Source organism: Ochrobactrum sp. PL_is501 (assembly GCF_055816895.1).
Map to the genome: position 1 here is coordinate 70641 of NZ_JBVPGR010000038.1, position 13892 is coordinate 84532.

A 13892-nucleotide genomic window follows, 5' to 3' on the forward strand; every position below is an offset into this window, starting at 1 on the left:
TGGACCGCCCATGGAATTCGATTTCGAAGCGATTGAACCGCAGAGCCGTTATAGACTGCTGACGAATTTCATTGGTCCGCGTCCGATTGCTCTTGTGACGACACGATCGGAAGCGGGGCATAACAATGCTGCGCCGATGAGCTTTTTCAATGTGTTTTCCCATGATCCTGCCATCGTCGTATTGGGTATTCAGCCGCGTCTGACAGGAGAGCAGAAGGACACGATGGTCAACATACGTCGGTCCGGTGAGTTCGCCATCAGCATGGTCGATATGGCTTTGTCTCAACAGATGTTGATTTGCGGACTCGGTTTCGACAGCGAGGTGGACGAGCTGGAAGTTGCAGGATTGAGCCCCGTTCCGTGCCGCAAGATCAATGTCGCTTATCCTCAGGAAGCGCCATGCGTTTTCGAGTGCAGGGTCGAACGTCTCATCGAATACCCGCGCCGGACCCTGGTTCTGGGCGAGGTGGTGCAGATGCACGTGCGCCGCAATTGCCTTGATGCCGAGGGCCATTACGTGGATCCGGAAGCCTATCAGCCCATAGCCCGGCTTCATGCCGACAATTATGTGACATCAGACCGCCAGTTCGTTTTGAAAGCTCCGCCGATTGGCGATTTCAAGAAGCCGAAACAGTAGGTTTAGAGCCAGGTAACAGAGAATACCATTATGCATATTCATCTCATCAATCCCAATTCCACCGCTTCCATGACGGCGCAGGCGCTGGAAAGCGCCTTGCTGGTCAAGCATGATCATACGCATATCTCCGCCGCAAACCCGAGTGACACGCCTGTCAGTATCGAAGGTGGCGCGGACGAGGCGATGGCCGTGCCGGGAATGCTGGCAGAAATCCGAAAGGGTGAGGTTCTGGGGGTGGATGCCTATGTCATCGCCTGCTTTGACGATCCCGGCCTGCATGCCGCGCGCGAAGTGGCGAAAGGGCCCGTGATCGGCATTTGTCAGGCCGCGATACAGGTGGCCATGACGATCAGCCGCCGCTTTTCAGTGATAACGACGCTTCCTCGCTCGGTGGCTATCATCGAGGATCTTGTGAGCGATTACGGTGCCGATCGGCACTGCCGCAAGGTGCGTGCGATCGACCTTCCGGTGCTGGCCCTTGAGGAAGATTCGTATAAAGCGGAACAATTGTTGCTGAGAGAAATCGAACGCGCGAAGGCCGAGGACGGAGCAGAAGCCATTGTGCTGGGTTGCGCAGGAATGTCATTCTTGTGTGATCGTCTGAAGGAGGCGACTGGTGTGCCGGTGATCGATGGCGTAACGGCTGCGGTCAAAATGGCGGAAGCGCTGGTTGGCGCCGGATATGCAACCTCCAAGGTGAACAGCTATGACTATCCTCGGGTCAAAAGCGCGCCCGGTTGCAAGGTGTTTACTCAGGAGGCATAACCTTCAATCATTGTTGACAATATTGTCCTCTTTTACCGGTGATGATGGTTGACTTTTATTGTCGCATCAAGCTTGGTGACAAGGAAGGGGAGTATGGCTCATGGCAGAGCAGAGGGGTGCATCGGCACAGCAGATTGTTGAGAAAGTCTGGCTGTCTATTGCAGAACGGCGTTTGCGTCCGGGCGTGCAGCTCAAGGAAGAGCAGATGGCGGAGATTTTCAATGTCAGCCGCGCGCGCATCCGGCAAGCGCTTGCCGCACTCAAACGGGAGGGGCTTGTCGATATCTTTCCCAATCGCGGTGCATTCGTCTGCAAGCCTACAGTCGATGAGGCTCGGGATGTGTTCTTTGTTCGGCGCACGGTTGAGAGTTGCGTCGTGGAGCGCCTTTGCCGGTCAGCAACGCGCGCCGATCTTAAGCGGCTCAGTGATCACGTTGCCAAGGAGCGGGTTGCCAACGCGAAGAATATCACGACTGACATCATCAAATTGTCTGGTGGTTTTCATCTTCTTCTGGCTGAACTGGCATCTTCGGATTTTCTGTTCACGATGATGCGTGATCTCGTGTCTCGAACATCGCTTATTACCGCAGTCTATCGCAAGGCAGATTACTTCAATTGCGGACCGGACGAACATGCCGAGATCGTGGATGCGATATTGCAGAAAAATGTGACGAACGCGGTCCGTCTCATGGCGCATCACCTCGACCATGTGGAAACTCAGCTCGATCTTCGCGAAGTTAATGAATATTCGCATGATTTGAGTTCCGTCTTTGCGTAGATGGTGGCTCCGAAACCAGAGACCCGATGATAGCGCGTTCATAATGTGGATGACGTAAAGATACTCGCATCAAATATTATTTGTGCCTGCGTGACTGACGATTTTCTGCTGCTGCGAGCAGTCAGTTTATGCCGACCCCCACCTGCATTTCGTCGGCCTGGATATGATCTGACCACCGATCCGCCGGTACAGCTCGAAATCGACTGTAACTATTCTCGTTTCTTCGAATTCACATGGAGCAGTGGAATGCGCGGCGCGGATATTTTGGTGCAAATGCTGATTGGCTACGGTGTGGAGACAATCTTCGGGGTGCCCGGTGATACGAACGTACCTTTCTATGAAGCGCTCCAGCAACGGGAAGGCGAAATTCGCCATATCATGGCGCGTGATGAACGCTCTGCTGGTTACATGGCCGATGCCTATGGCCGCTTTTCCAATAAACCGGGCGTCTTCGAGTGCCCATCAGGCGCGGGCGCTATGTATTCCCTGCCGCCAGTTGCTGAATCTCACGGTTCATCTGTCCCGGTCATTCTTTTGACCATCGACATTCCATTGCCCGGCGAAGGACGTGGTGTGCTTACCGAGCTTGACTGCGCCAAACTGTTTGAGCCGGTAACAAAGCTTTCGGTGCAGGTGAAGTCGGCGGAGAAGCTTCCTGAAATTATCCGCCGTGCTTTCCGTATCGCTTGTTCGGGCAAACCCGGTGCGGTGCATCTCCAAATTCCTGAGGATATCCTGCTCGCGGAGATCGATCCAACGCGTATTTCGCTCCATGTTGAAGAAGAGTGCAAAACCTTTCCGGCTTTCCCGACCCTTCCGCCCAAACAGAAACTCAACGAATTGCTGGAGCTGATTGCGAAGGCCGAGCGGCCTTTGATCGTTGCAGGTGGTGGCGTCAATCGCGCTCGTGCCGGAGGATTGATTACCAAGCTCGCCGAGCGCTTTGATATTCCAATGTGCACGACAATGACCGGGCAAGGTGCGATTGATGACGATCATCGTCTTGCTATCGGCGTGATCGGAGACAACGGATATCATCCCCATGCCAACTGGGCGCTGGAGCATTCTGACTTCACATTGTTCGTCGGATCGCGGATTGGTTCGGTTGTTACGATTGGCTGGACGTTTCCGAAGATTACACTCAATCGACGTCTCGCGCAGATCGACATCTCGCCTGAGATAATGGCCAATAATTACGAGAATCTTCTTTCTATTCAGGGCGACGCGTCGCTGGTCCTGGATGAGTTGTTGCAGATCGAGCAAACGTCTGAACCAAGAAAGAACAACGATTGGATTGAGCGGCTGAATACGCATCGTCGAGAGTTCTGGGAACATGCCGAAGAAGCTTTGAGCGATGAACGTGTACCGTTACGCCCTGAACGTGTTGTGCGTTCCTTCAACAATGCTCTCAGCCAGTCGGAGCAGCCTGCATTCATTTATTCAGATGCGGGCACGCCAACGCCCTATATGACCCGTTTTCTGAAGATCAACGATAGTGAAACGCATTTTGCGATCCCGCGTGCTTTCGGCGGTCTGGGTTCGGCTTTGCCAGCAACGGTTGGTGCCTGGCGTGCTGGTCCCGATAAGCGACCAATTGGACTGTTTGGCGATGGCTCATTCGGCATGACGGTGGGTGAGCTGGAGACATTGGTGAGATTGCAAGTGCCGGCCATTCTGATCTTGTTTAACAACGGGACTTTCGGCTGGATCAAGGGTCTGCATCGTCTCAAAGGACATAACCAATGTTTTGGTGTCGATTTCCTGGCCCCAAAGGGACAAGCAATTGCTGAAGCCTATGGTTTGAAAGCATGGACGGCTAAGACTGCAGACCAATTAGATGCTGCGATGACAGAGGCCTTTGCATGGAAAGATGGACCATGCTTGATTGATGTCCATGTCGAATCGATTGCTGATCGCGTACCGCCGGTCTATTCGTGGCTTTTAAAGCGCGGTGAAGACCCGCTTAATCTCAAGCCAGTCGAACATTCCTATATCTGATTGACAGACGCCGCAGACAGATGATGCCTGTGGCGTTTTGCTTCTGCAATGAACCCGTCACGAAACAGGCGTACATTCTTTGATCCCTGACGGGCTTGCGCAGTGCAGAGAAAATAGCTTTCTCCCGATGTTTGCACGCGATCCAGCGCAAGCTTGAGTTTTCCCGACCGCAACTCGTCTTGAACGAAAATTCTGGGGGCAATGGCTAGCCCCATGCCAGCGATGGCGCATTCAATAATAACGTCATGCGTTGGCAGGCGCGGACCAAAAATACGTTTATTGTAATGGATGCCGGCGCCGCGCAACCAATGCAGCCAAAGACTTGGTCTGTTTGAATTCTGAATTAGCGGAAAGTCGAGCAATTCGACATCTCCGGCCAACCCATTTTCAGGCACGATGTCCGGTGAGCCGATGACGACAAGCTCTTCCGGGAAGAGCAGATGGCTTCGAACATGGGCCCAATTGCCGATTCCGCGCAACACGGCTAGATCAAGGTCGGACTTGCTCCAATCAAGATCATGAGAGCAGGGAAACACTTCGAACCATATTTGTGGATATGACCTGGCAAAAATACTGATGATGCCCGGCGCCCATTTTCGCATCAATGTTGGCGGTAGCCCGATCTTGAGCAGGCTTTGGGTTTTATAGCCACGCACGGCATCCATCGACACTTCTTCAAGTTTTGCGAGAATACGCGAGACTTCCTCGTAATAGCTCTGTCCTTCTTCTGTCAGAACCAGGCGCGGTCCCGCACGCTCAAACAGCTTAAGACCGAGAAAGGATTCGAGATTCTGAATCTGACGGCTTACGCCACTTTGCGTCATGCCGAGATTTTCTGATGCCCGCGTGAAGCTCAGGTAACGCACTGAAGCATCAAACGCATGGAGTGCAGAAAGCGATGGAAGAAAGCGGCGCATCGGGCTCCCCTTACGTTTCATCATGAGTTTAAGTCATGCATAATCCAATTTTTAATGCTTTTATTTGATGAGAAAGCGCCGCATGCTCATTAAAAATAAACATAAGGGAACACGATGGACTACGGTGATAGTATCGACCGCAATCTGGTCAGTATCCTGGAAGAAAACGCGCGGATGCCTGCGAGTGAATTGGCGCGGCGGGTAGGTCTTGCCCGGTCGAGCGTTCAGGAACGGATAGGTCGGCTTGAGCGGCGCGGCGTTATATTGGGTTACCGTGCCATCGTGCGCCGGGCAACGGACGATAACAGCATTTTCGCCTATCTGTTCATCACCGCCTCGCAGCGCCTTGTGTAACGCTTGTTCACAACATTGCGTGCCTATCCGGAAATCGTGACTGCTGATGCCATCAGCGGCCCGGCCAATATATTGTGCCGGATTCATGTGGGTTTTCTTGAGGACCTGGAGGCTTTGATTGAAGAGTTGGCGCAGATCGAGGGGGTCGAAAACGTCAGTTACTCGGTAGTACTTTCCAATAAGTTCAATAGAGAAAGCAGCCTGGCGCATTCCAGCGTACAGTAAAGCTTGCTTCAAAAAGAGGGAAACAACAATGAATAGACGTGAGTTTATCCAGACAACACTTTTCGGTAGCGCGGCGGTCATGTTCGCACCTGGATTATCCTGGGCTGTTGACGGGGGCGCGACGCTGAAAGCCATCAAAGAGCGCGGTGTTTTGCGCATCGGCGTGTTCAACGGCACAGCCCCATACTATCAGAAAAATCTTGCGACCGGAGAATGGGCCGGCTTTTGCGTATCCATGGGCAAGGACCTTGCAGAATATATTGGTGTGCAGCTGAAAATGGTCGAAACCACCTGGGGCAACTCGGTCATGGATCTTCAGGGTGACAAGATCGACATCATGTTTGCATTGAGTAACAATCCTGAGCGCGCAAAGGCTGTCGATTTCACTCAAGCGATGATGGATAACGTCTTCACCATCATTACCAGCAAGGATCGCGAGGTTCAAAACTGGGAAGATCTGAACAAGCCCGAAATCCGCGTTACGGTCGATCTTGGTTCGACCCAAGACCTTTTCGCCCGCAGAACCTTGCCGAACTGCACACTCGTTGCGCTCAAAGGAGCTGACGAAACGATCATTGCGCTGCAGTCTGGCCGCGCCGACGCAATCTTGCAGGTTGCGCTCATGTCGGTTGTCACGACGCATAAACTTGGTGGCAAATACAAGGTCTTCATTCCTGAGCCGCAGGATAGTCAACCTACAACGATCGGCGTCCGTAAAGACGCAAATGGTGAATTCCGCGACTACGTTGATGTCTGGCTTAAAAGGCGTCGTGAAGAGGGGAAGGTCAATGAATGGATCGTCGGCAGCCTGTCGCTGGTGGGTGTCCAACCGTCTGACCTGCCACCGACTTTGAAGTTTTGACCCGTCGACCGTCATGCAGCGTCAGCCAGGATCACTCGGTATCATCATGCTTGACACTGACTTTCCGCGTCCGCCCGGAGATGTCGGCAATCCGGCGTCATGGGATATGCCGGTAAAGTTCAAAAAGGTAAGCGAAGCTTCGCCCGAGAGGGTCATTCGTCAGGGTGGTGCCGGGTTGATCGAAGACTTCGTCATCGCGGGCGAGACTTTGATCGGCGAAGGATGCAGCGCGCTCGTTACGTCTTGCGGCTTCATGGCGCGTCACCAAAGCACGCTGAGCAGGAAGCTGTCGGTACCCATTGCGACCTCCAGCCTGCTTCAGTTGCCAATGGTCAGCACCTTGATTGGCCCGCAGCGGAAGGTGGGAGTCATCACCTACGATGAAACAAGCCTTGACGATGCGATCTTTACTGCTTGTGGTGCCGACATCAGCACACCCAGAATTGGCATGCCAGTCGGCGGCGCCTTTCGTGAGTTGATCGAAGGCGGTGGAATTTACGACCGCCCGGGGCTCGAAACCGAAGTCGTACACGCGGCACGGGAACTGAAGACACGGAGGCCTGATCTTGGCGCCATCGTCCTTGAGTGCACGAACATGCCGCCATTCGCGCAAGCGGTCACAACAGCATGCGGCGTGCCGGTGTTCGACATCCTGTCGCTAGGACATTGGCTGTTCAATTCGACCTATTGCGGAGCCTTCGCCGGGAAGTCAGAAAGAGTGAAGTAATGGACTATCAATGGGACTTTTCCGGCCTTTGGCAATATCGGGGATTATTCCTTCAGGGTCTGGCCTATACTGTCGGTTTCACGATCATAACCGTATTTTCGGGAATTTTCGTCGGGACAGTCTTCGCTTTGGGCAGGCTTTCCGGCAACAAAATCATCACCGTGCCCATTATGGCGGTTGTTGAGATATTCCGCTGTACGCCGGTGCTAGTGCAACTGGTCTGGTGCTATTACGCACTTCCAATGTTGATTGGTTTTGAAATTTCGCCGGCCATGGCGGCTTTTATCACACTTACTTTTTACGGCGCTGCATTTTATGCGGAAATCATTCGTGGCGGCATCGTTTCCATCGAGGCAGGCCAGTGGGATGCAGGACGCGCAATCGGAATGCGCCGCGGCCAACTCATGGGGAAAATCATACTACCGCAGGCCCTCCGCCGGATGGTGCCGCCATTGGTCAACCAGTCCGTGCTTCAGCTTAAGAACACATCGCTTTTGTCGGTTCTCGCCGTGCCGGACCTTCTTTACCAAGGCCAGCTTGTCACCTCGACCACCTATCGGCCGCTCGAAACCTACACCTTGATTGCAGTGCTTTATCTCGCAGTTCTTTTCCCTCTGACACGGCTCGCCCATGGGCTGGAGGGGAGGTTGAAATGACGGACTGCACGAGGCAAGCAATCCTTGGGGAGAGAAGCTATGGCTGCTGAACCGATGATCGAAGTACGCGGGCTGAAAAAGTCTTTCGGCGAAATCGTAGTGCTTCGCAATATCAGCCTCACGGTTGAGCGCGGACAGGTGGTTGCGCTTATCGGGCCAAGCGGCTCGGGCAAATCGACACTGTTGCGCAGTCTTAATCTGCTTTCATTGCCAGACGCGGGTTACATCTCAATTGGGGAGCAGAAGATAGATTTCTCGTCCGGGCGCGTATCTCTAAAGGACAGATATCTGGCGGCATTCCGCGCCAATACCGGGATGGTGTTCCAGAACTTCAATCTGTTTCCGCATATGAACGTTCTCGATAATGTCATGATCGGGCCTGTGACCGTTCTCAAACAAGACAAAAAGATTGCCAGCGAACTGGCCATGGAATTGCTGGATAAGGTCGGACTCGCAACCCGCGCGGATTCTAGACCGGAGCAGTTGTCAGGAGGTCAGAAACAGCGCGTTGCGATTGCAAGAGCTCTCGCAATGCGTCCGGATGTGATGCTGTTTGATGAGGCGACATCGGCTCTCGACCCGGCCCTCGTCGGCGAAGTCCTCGCGGTTATCCGGCAATTGGCCGAACAGGGCATGACAATGATCCTCGTTACCCATGAAATGGCCTTCGCTCGTGATGTCGCTGACAAGGTCATTTTCATGCAGGATGGCTATGTCGTTGAAACCGGTGATGCTCGCCAGGTGATAAATGAGCCGCGCGAAGCCGCAACGCGAGAGTTCCTGAGCCATTTCCATGGCGGCCTCGCATAAATGCACGTACAGAACGGATAAATGTCATGACAGGCAATGTCATTGTCGTCGGAGCTGGCATTATCGGCTCCACCACCGCCTTGCGGCTCGCTGAGGCAGGCATGAAGGTAACGCTGTGTGATGGTTCGGAACCCGGTGGCGAACAAAGTGCCAGCTACGGCAATGGGGGCTGGATTAGCCCTGCTTCGATCATTCCGATGAGTATGCCGGGACTGTGGAGGCAGATTCCTGGGTTCCTTCTGGATCGCAACGGGCCGCTGACCCTTGACTGGAAATCGGTTCCTCGGCTGACGCCGTGGCTTTTGCGCTTCCTGCTTGCTGGTGCCACCAGATCACGAGTTACAAAAACTGCTGCGACGTTGAACTGGTTGCTCAATGACGCTCCGAAACGGCATCTTGATCTGGCTAGCAAGACCGGGCAGGCACATCTCATCGTGCAGAGGGGCCTGCTTTACGCTTACCCTGATCGTGCTGCTTTTGAGGCTGAAGCGCTGAGCTGGCAGTTGCGTCGCGATAACGGCATTCTGTTCGACGAGTGGGAAGAGGTGGAACTGCGTGAACGTATCCCGGCGCTTGGAAACAATTTTCGCTTTGCCATTCATGTGCGGGAAGGTGCGCATTGTCTCGATACCGGGAGCTATGTTGCCGGTATCGCCGCGCAGGCGGAAAAAGTGGGCGTTCATCGCATCCGCAAGAATGTCATCAGGGTACTTACCGGTGTCTCTCCTCGTGTCGTCTTCGACAATAATGAAAGTATTGCCGCGGACTATATCGTGCTCGCGGCGGGCATTCATTCCGGTCGCATCATGCGGGATCTTGGCTTCTATGTGCCGATGCAAAGCGAGCGCGGCTATCACGTGACGTTGCCGATGAATGAACTTCCCTTCGACATACCGATCATGCCGAGTACTGGCCGTATGGGTAATACGCCGACCAACATGGGTTTACGTTTATCCGGTCAGGTCGAACTTGCAACGGTGGAGAAAGCTCCCGACTGGCGACGTTCGGAGGTACTGCTTAAGCACGCATTGGCGAGTTATCCCAACCTGGCAAAACAGGATCTCCAGCATCTCAAACTCTGGATGGGGCATCGCCCGTCACCCGCAGATGGCGTTCCGGTGATCGGCAAACTTTCACGCCATCCCGGGATTATTGCCGCCTTCGGTCACGGTCATATCGGGATCGCGGCGGCCCCCAAAACAGCCGATATGGTTTTCGAGGAAATCAACAATGTTGCCTCCGAACGCGCTCGCGATTTTTCCCCGGCGCGTTTCGGCCACTAAATTTCAAAGGAAGAAGCAATGATGCTCAAAGGTGGCTTCACAAATTATGGCCAGCAGATCGGCGTGCTTATGCTGGACACGATTTTCCCACGTCCGATCGGCGATATTGGCAATGCGCTCTCCTATGATTTTCCGGTTCGCTACAAGACGGTGAAAGGAGCGCATGCTGCGCGGATCATGGGCAGCAATCCTGATCCAAAACTAATCGAACCATTTATCGAAGCCGCTCGTGAACTGGAAGCGGAAGGCGTGCGTGCCATCACCACGAGTTGCGGTTTTCTGGGGCCGTTCCAGCAAGACATAGCGGCGGCGGTAAATATTCCAGTCTTCACGTCCGCATTAATGCAAGCGCCGATTATCCATGCCATGCTGGCTCCAGACAAAATCATCGGTATTTTTACCGAGCGAGCGCATCACATGAATGAGGCGCATTTTAAAGGCGTTGGCTGGTCATCCGATGTGATCCCGGTGCAGGTGCAGGGGATGAAGGCAAATGCGGAGTTTCCGCAGACGTACATCGAGGGCCGCGATTATCTCGATACAGAAGTGCTTAAAGAAGAAATGCTGGAAATGACGCGCGAGTTCATGAAAGGCTGCGAAAATCCGGGCGCTATTCTGTTTGAATGCACGAATATGTGCCCTTTTTCATCCCATGTTGCGGCTGAATCCGGTTTGCCGGTGTTCGACATCAACACGCTGATCAGCACTTTCTATCTGGCCGCAAATCCACGTCGTTATCTGTAAGCTCATCCGACAAACTGAATAGCCCTGAGATTTGTAGACGCCTTCTTTCCTAATTTTGAGGCAGGAAGAGCATCATGATCAAATCGAATTTCAGCGAAGATTTTAAACGCGACGCTGTGCATCAGATCACTGAACGGGGCTATCCGGTTGCGGAGGTTTCTCAACGGCTGGGCGTTAGCCAGCATTCGCTCTATGAATGGAAGAAGAAGTTTGCTGCCTCGAACGCGAAGGGCAGCGATGAGGCCGAGAAGATCAGTCTGTCGTTTGTCCTCGCTGGCTCGTTTGCTCAGCGGAGTCTTCAGCCAGGCGTAAAATCCACTCGGATAAACTTGCAAAAGGCGGCACAGAGATGGCTCGGTTTGTTTGAACAGCTTTGTGCGGATTCTAAGTGGCTTCCGGCACTGGTTAAGCCGTCGTAGTCTCGTCTGATCACTTGCGTTGACCGAACTGGTCGAATGGCTAGGTGTTCCAGTCTGCCGCACATCCAATCTGCGTAAGGTTATATGATACAAGACTATGCAATGTTCACCATCAGAATAGACCGAGGGTCCTCAACAAGCCTTCAAATGTATGTTGATGATAATCTTTTATAATTCCCCGCTCCGCAGGAGGAATTTGATCTACAATAGAATTTTTCCTGTATACGCTACTCGGGCTATAACCGAAATACTGTGTAAAGGTGCGGCTGAAATTGGCCGAGGATTCGATGCCAATCGCCAGTCCGATGTCTGCAATTTTCTGGCTATCCGTAGGATCTGCCAGCATGGCATGAGCAGTGAGAAGGCGACGTCGGCGGATATAGTTGGCGACACCGCCGGTAACTTCAAATAACTCATAAAGCCGCGTCCTGGAAATCGCCAGTTCCTTGCAGAGCCTGTCGATGTTCAGATCCGGTGAAGAAATATTGTTTTGGATGAAGCGTCTGGCCCGGGTCATTAATCCGACTTGAGAAAGCTGATCTTTGCTCTCAGTCCGATCTACCAAGGCAGTAACAGCATCAAACACCATTTCTTGCAGGCGGACTTTCACAACTGCCAAATCGTCATGCGTGAAAAGTTCGAGGTTGGCTTCAACGCTTGAAAGATAGTCCAGAAGCAGACTAACCCGATGCCCTCCTATAACGGCATTGTTGCTGGCTGGCGGTAAACCACCCTGATCAAAAAACAGGTCAACGGGGATAACCAGGCTTATCGTTGTCACAGCCAGGCTTCGCCCACGAAACGGTCGGCCGAGCGAACGAACTTCCATCATGCCCGGCTCATTTTGTGCAACATGGCCGTCCACTTCGGTCCAAGTGCGACCTGAGCGGAGGAATGCGATGCGCCAGTGATCAATCGGACTGAATCGAATCTTTTGGGGCGAGCGTTCGTATCCATAGGCCGGAACGGTCTCTTGAACGACTAACATGCCTCCCAGATTCCACACCGTCTGCTGGACAATAAACCCGTTCTGAATATCTGCGCCGTCCGGCAACCGGCAATCCAGTACGGGGGCCATATGCTCCTGCCAGGCAGGAAACTGCTGGGATTTTGGAAGCTCTGCTGTTCCAAATCGTAATGGAATCAGAATGCCCTTCCTCTCCTTATCGATTCCAAGCGGAGCATTGGACACGCGTGGATGACGGCGGCGTTCAACAAATCCCGGTTGTAACAGATCCTCCTTACCACTCATAATCCTACCTCCAACTTCATAGTTCCAATGAGTGCTTCCATTTCTGGAACGACATGCATTCTGCGACATCCAATGGATGGTGTGGTCAGTCAGTCATTACTTACCCAAGCTGAATGGCTCATGAATGGTTTGTGTCGCCGCTGTTCAGCCCTCCAAAGCCCAATGCATGGGGTGCGATTGTCCAGAACACATCTGTGATTTACGAAGTCACTCGCTTGTCCGTCTCCTCGCTGACATTTTCTATTGCCCGCAAAAATGGACGTTTTGAAAACTTTTCCGGACAAGTTGATATCGCCATGCTGGGTTGTAACGGATATCTAGATGGCCGTCAAAGTTGATTTCAAGAAAAATGTCTGAACAAGAAAATACGTTTTGATTCGAAGAAAGTATCTTCGTCCATCTGTCAATGGCGACCAACAATCCTTCCTGCCATCGGAGGCTTTCGTGGGTAAAGTAACTAATTCAGCAAGCGGTAATTCTCATCAGAAATCGGTGAGACGCATTCTTGTGGCCGGTGGTGCTGGTTTTCTTGGCTCACATCTTTGCGAAAGGCTTCTGAACGAGGGGCATTCAGTTGTCTGCGTGGATAATTTCTCCACCGGCAGGATGGAGAACTTGCAACACCTTCTGAGCTTTGACACGTTCAGCTTCGTGCGCCACGACATTGTGGAGCCTCTCGATCTCCCCGTTGACGAAATCTATAACCTTGCGTGTCCGGCTTCGCCGCCGCACTATCAGGTAGACCCTGTTCATACGATGAAGACGAATGTGATTGGCTCGCTCAATCTTCTGGAATTGGCTGTTCGCTATCAGGCGCGGATTTTCCAGGCCTCAACGTCGGAAGTCTATGGTGATCCCCATGTGCATCCGCAGCCCGAGAACTATTGGGGCAATGTCAATTCCTTCGGTCCTCGCGCCTGTTATGATGAGGGCAAGCGATCCGCTGAGACCCTGTTCTATGATTTTCATCAACAATACGGAGTCGATACCCGTATTGTGCGCATCTTCAATACGTATGGACCGCGCATGCGCCCGGACGACGGTCGCGTCGTGTCAAACTTTATCGTACAGGCACTGAAGTCCCAGGATATCACCGTCTATGGCGACGGTTCGCAGACCCGTTCCTTTTGCTATGTGGATGATCTCATCGAGGGCTTCCATCGACTGATGTATAGCCCCCGGGCGATCCATGCGCCGGTCAATATCGGCAATCCCGGTGAGTTCACCGTCGGCGAACTGGCAAGGCAGATCATCGATATGACCGGTTCACGCTCGAAAATCGTCTATCGCCCGCTGCCGATAGACGACCCGCGCCAGCGCCGCCCCGATATTGAAGTGGCGCAACGTGAACTCGGATGGGAACCCGCCGTGGCGCTTGCCGACGGTCTGAGGTCAACGATCGCTTATTTTGAGCGGCAACTGACCAATCCTATCGGGAAGTTCGCGGAGGCAGCGTAAGTCCCCT

General features: G+C 53.1%; 15 protein-coding genes and 1 pseudogene. 13 read left to right on the forward strand and 3 right to left on the reverse strand.

Going from position 1 to position 13892, the window contains the following annotated elements; genetic code table 11:
* The first annotated feature begins 10 nt into the window (after nucleotides 1-10).
* From AC0TOF_RS17585 to AC0TOF_RS17600, 4 genes are all read left to right on the forward strand, one after another.
* Nucleotides 11-637, forward strand: coding sequence for a flavin reductase family protein (locus tag AC0TOF_RS17585; protein ID WP_122002612.1), 627 nt, complete (start codon nucleotides 11-13; stop codon nucleotides 635-637).
* A gap of 30 nt (nucleotides 638-667) precedes the next feature.
* The gene (locus tag AC0TOF_RS17590; RefSeq protein ID WP_473769189.1) at nucleotides 668-1402 is read left to right on the forward strand and encodes an aspartate/glutamate racemase family protein; all 735 of its coding nucleotides are present in this window, start codon (nucleotides 668-670) and stop codon (nucleotides 1400-1402) included.
* A gap of 100 nt (nucleotides 1403-1502) precedes the next feature.
* Nucleotides 1503-2180, forward strand: coding sequence for a GntR family transcriptional regulator (locus AC0TOF_RS17595; protein ID WP_122002610.1), 678 nt, complete (start codon nucleotides 1503-1505; stop codon nucleotides 2178-2180).
* Between the two features lie 246 nt (nucleotides 2181-2426).
* Complete coding sequence (locus AC0TOF_RS17600; protein ID WP_473769190.1) at nucleotides 2427-4178, forward strand: thiamine pyrophosphate-binding protein; 1752 nt, start codon at nucleotides 2427-2429, stop codon at nucleotides 4176-4178.
* On the opposite strand, the gene AC0TOF_RS17605 is transcribed toward AC0TOF_RS17600, so the two are convergent.
* Both AC0TOF_RS17605 and AC0TOF_RS17610 read right to left on the reverse strand, forming a co-directional pair.
* Nucleotides 4169-5095 carry a LysR substrate-binding domain-containing protein gene (locus tag AC0TOF_RS17605; RefSeq protein WP_122002608.1) on the reverse strand — a complete coding sequence of 309 codons (927 nt, stop codon included), beginning with the start codon at nucleotides 5093-5095 and terminating at the stop codon, nucleotides 4169-4171. The genes AC0TOF_RS17600 and AC0TOF_RS17605 overlap by 10 nt on opposite strands.
* A 60-nt stretch (nucleotides 5096-5155) precedes the next feature.
* A complete protein-coding gene (locus AC0TOF_RS17610; protein ID WP_473769191.1) occupies nucleotides 5156-5833 on the reverse strand; it encodes a hypothetical protein in 678 nt (225 codons plus the stop codon).
* On the opposite strand from AC0TOF_RS17610, the gene AC0TOF_RS17615 reads away from it, so the two are divergent.
* From AC0TOF_RS17615 to AC0TOF_RS17645, 7 genes and pseudogenes are all read left to right on the forward strand, one after another.
* Complete coding sequence (locus AC0TOF_RS17615; protein ID WP_473769192.1) at nucleotides 5826-6536, forward strand: transporter substrate-binding domain-containing protein; 711 nt, start codon at nucleotides 5826-5828, stop codon at nucleotides 6534-6536. The genes AC0TOF_RS17610 and AC0TOF_RS17615 overlap by 8 nt on opposite strands.
* A 46-nt stretch (nucleotides 6537-6582) precedes the next feature.
* Entirely contained in the window at nucleotides 6583-7263 is a 681-nt protein-coding gene (locus AC0TOF_RS17620) for an aspartate/glutamate racemase family protein (RefSeq protein ID WP_473769193.1), read from the forward strand.
* Complete coding sequence (locus tag AC0TOF_RS17625; protein WP_473769474.1) at nucleotides 7263-7919, forward strand: amino acid ABC transporter permease; 657 nt, start codon at nucleotides 7263-7265, stop codon at nucleotides 7917-7919. Before AC0TOF_RS17620 ends, AC0TOF_RS17625 begins: the two co-directional genes overlap by 1 nt.
* Nucleotides 7920-7958: 39 nt before the next feature.
* Entirely contained in the window at nucleotides 7959-8729 is a 771-nt protein-coding gene (locus AC0TOF_RS17630; protein WP_473769194.1) for an amino acid ABC transporter ATP-binding protein, read from the forward strand.
* A gap of 26 nt (nucleotides 8730-8755) precedes the next feature.
* Entirely contained in the window at nucleotides 8756-10012 is a 1257-nt protein-coding gene (locus AC0TOF_RS17635; protein ID WP_473769195.1) for an NAD(P)/FAD-dependent oxidoreductase, read from the forward strand.
* A 21-nt stretch (nucleotides 10013-10033) separates the two neighbouring features.
* Complete coding sequence (locus tag AC0TOF_RS17640; RefSeq protein WP_473769196.1) at nucleotides 10034-10756, forward strand: aspartate/glutamate racemase family protein; 723 nt, start codon at nucleotides 10034-10036, stop codon at nucleotides 10754-10756.
* A gap of 71 nt (nucleotides 10757-10827) precedes the next feature.
* Nucleotides 10828-10978, forward strand: a pseudogene (locus AC0TOF_RS17645) (transposase); the annotation flags it as partial.
* Between the two features lie 309 nt (nucleotides 10979-11287).
* Here AC0TOF_RS17645 and AC0TOF_RS17650 read toward each other — a convergent pair.
* The gene (locus AC0TOF_RS17650) at nucleotides 11288-12427 is read right to left on the reverse strand and encodes an AraC family transcriptional regulator (protein WP_473769197.1); all 1140 of its coding nucleotides are present in this window, start codon (nucleotides 12425-12427) and stop codon (nucleotides 11288-11290) included.
* 131 nt (nucleotides 12428-12558) lie between these two features.
* Here AC0TOF_RS17650 and AC0TOF_RS17655 point away from each other — a divergent pair, with 131 nt between their 5' ends.
* Nucleotides 12559-12765 (forward strand): hypothetical protein, encoded by a 207-nt coding sequence (locus AC0TOF_RS17655; protein WP_473769198.1) that lies wholly within the window; start codon nucleotides 12559-12561, stop codon nucleotides 12763-12765.
* A gap of 106 nt (nucleotides 12766-12871) precedes the next feature.
* Nucleotides 12872-13885, forward strand: coding sequence for a UDP-glucuronic acid decarboxylase family protein (locus AC0TOF_RS17660; protein ID WP_473769199.1), 1014 nt, complete (start codon nucleotides 12872-12874; stop codon nucleotides 13883-13885).
* The last annotated feature ends 7 nt before the right edge of the window (nucleotides 13886-13892 follow it).